The organism is Escherichia albertii NBRC 107761 = DSM 17582 (genome assembly GCF_000759775.1).
Taxonomy (GTDB): domain Bacteria; phylum Pseudomonadota; class Gammaproteobacteria; order Enterobacterales; family Enterobacteriaceae; genus Escherichia; species Escherichia albertii.
Map to the genome: position 1 here is coordinate 1 of NZ_BBMY01000208.1, position 720 is coordinate 720.

Annotated in this window: 1 pseudogene; it reads left to right on the plus strand. The window is 49.0% G+C overall.

The features are described from left to right. Positions 1 to 720, plus strand: a pseudogene (istA, locus tag EA14781_RS22030) (IS21-like element ISEc12 family transposase); the annotation flags it as partial.

Here is a 720-nt window from a genome sequence, read left to right on the forward strand (position 1 = left end):
AAATGCGTGACGCTGCAGCTACTCTGGGAAGAATACTGTGAGCGTAATCCAGGCGGTTTTTACAGCTATAACCATTACTGCCGGATGTACCGTGAATGGCTCAAAACCACTTCACCATCAATGCGTCAGGTACATAAAGCTGGCGAAAAACTTTTCGTTGATTACTGTGGACCTACCGTTGGCGTTACCGACCCTGAGACCGGAGAAATAAGAACTGCTCAGGTCATCGTAGCTGTTCTCGGGGCATCAAGTTACACATGGGCAGAGGCCACCTGGTCTCAGCAGCTTGAAGACTGGGTGATGAGTCATGTTCGCTGCTTCCAGTGGTTGGGTGGCGTTCCTGAACTTGTTGTTCCGGACAATCTGAAAAGCGCCACATCCAGGGCATGTAAGTATGATCCTGACGTTAACCCTACCTACCAGCAGATGCTTGAGCATTATAATGTCGCAGTTTTGCCTGCGCGGCCACGTAAACCGAAAGATAAAGCCAAAGCTGAAGTTGGCGTTCAGGTTGTTGAACGCTGGATCATGGCCCGAATCAGGCATGAGATCTTCTACAGCCTTGCATCGCTTAATCAGCGCATTCGGGAGTTGCTGGAAAGACTGAATAACAAAATAATGCAGAAGTTGGGTTATTCACGTGCAGAACTCTTCATCCAGCTTGATAAACCCGCACTGAAGCCTCTTCCTGAAGCCAGTTACAGTTACACCCTGGTGAAG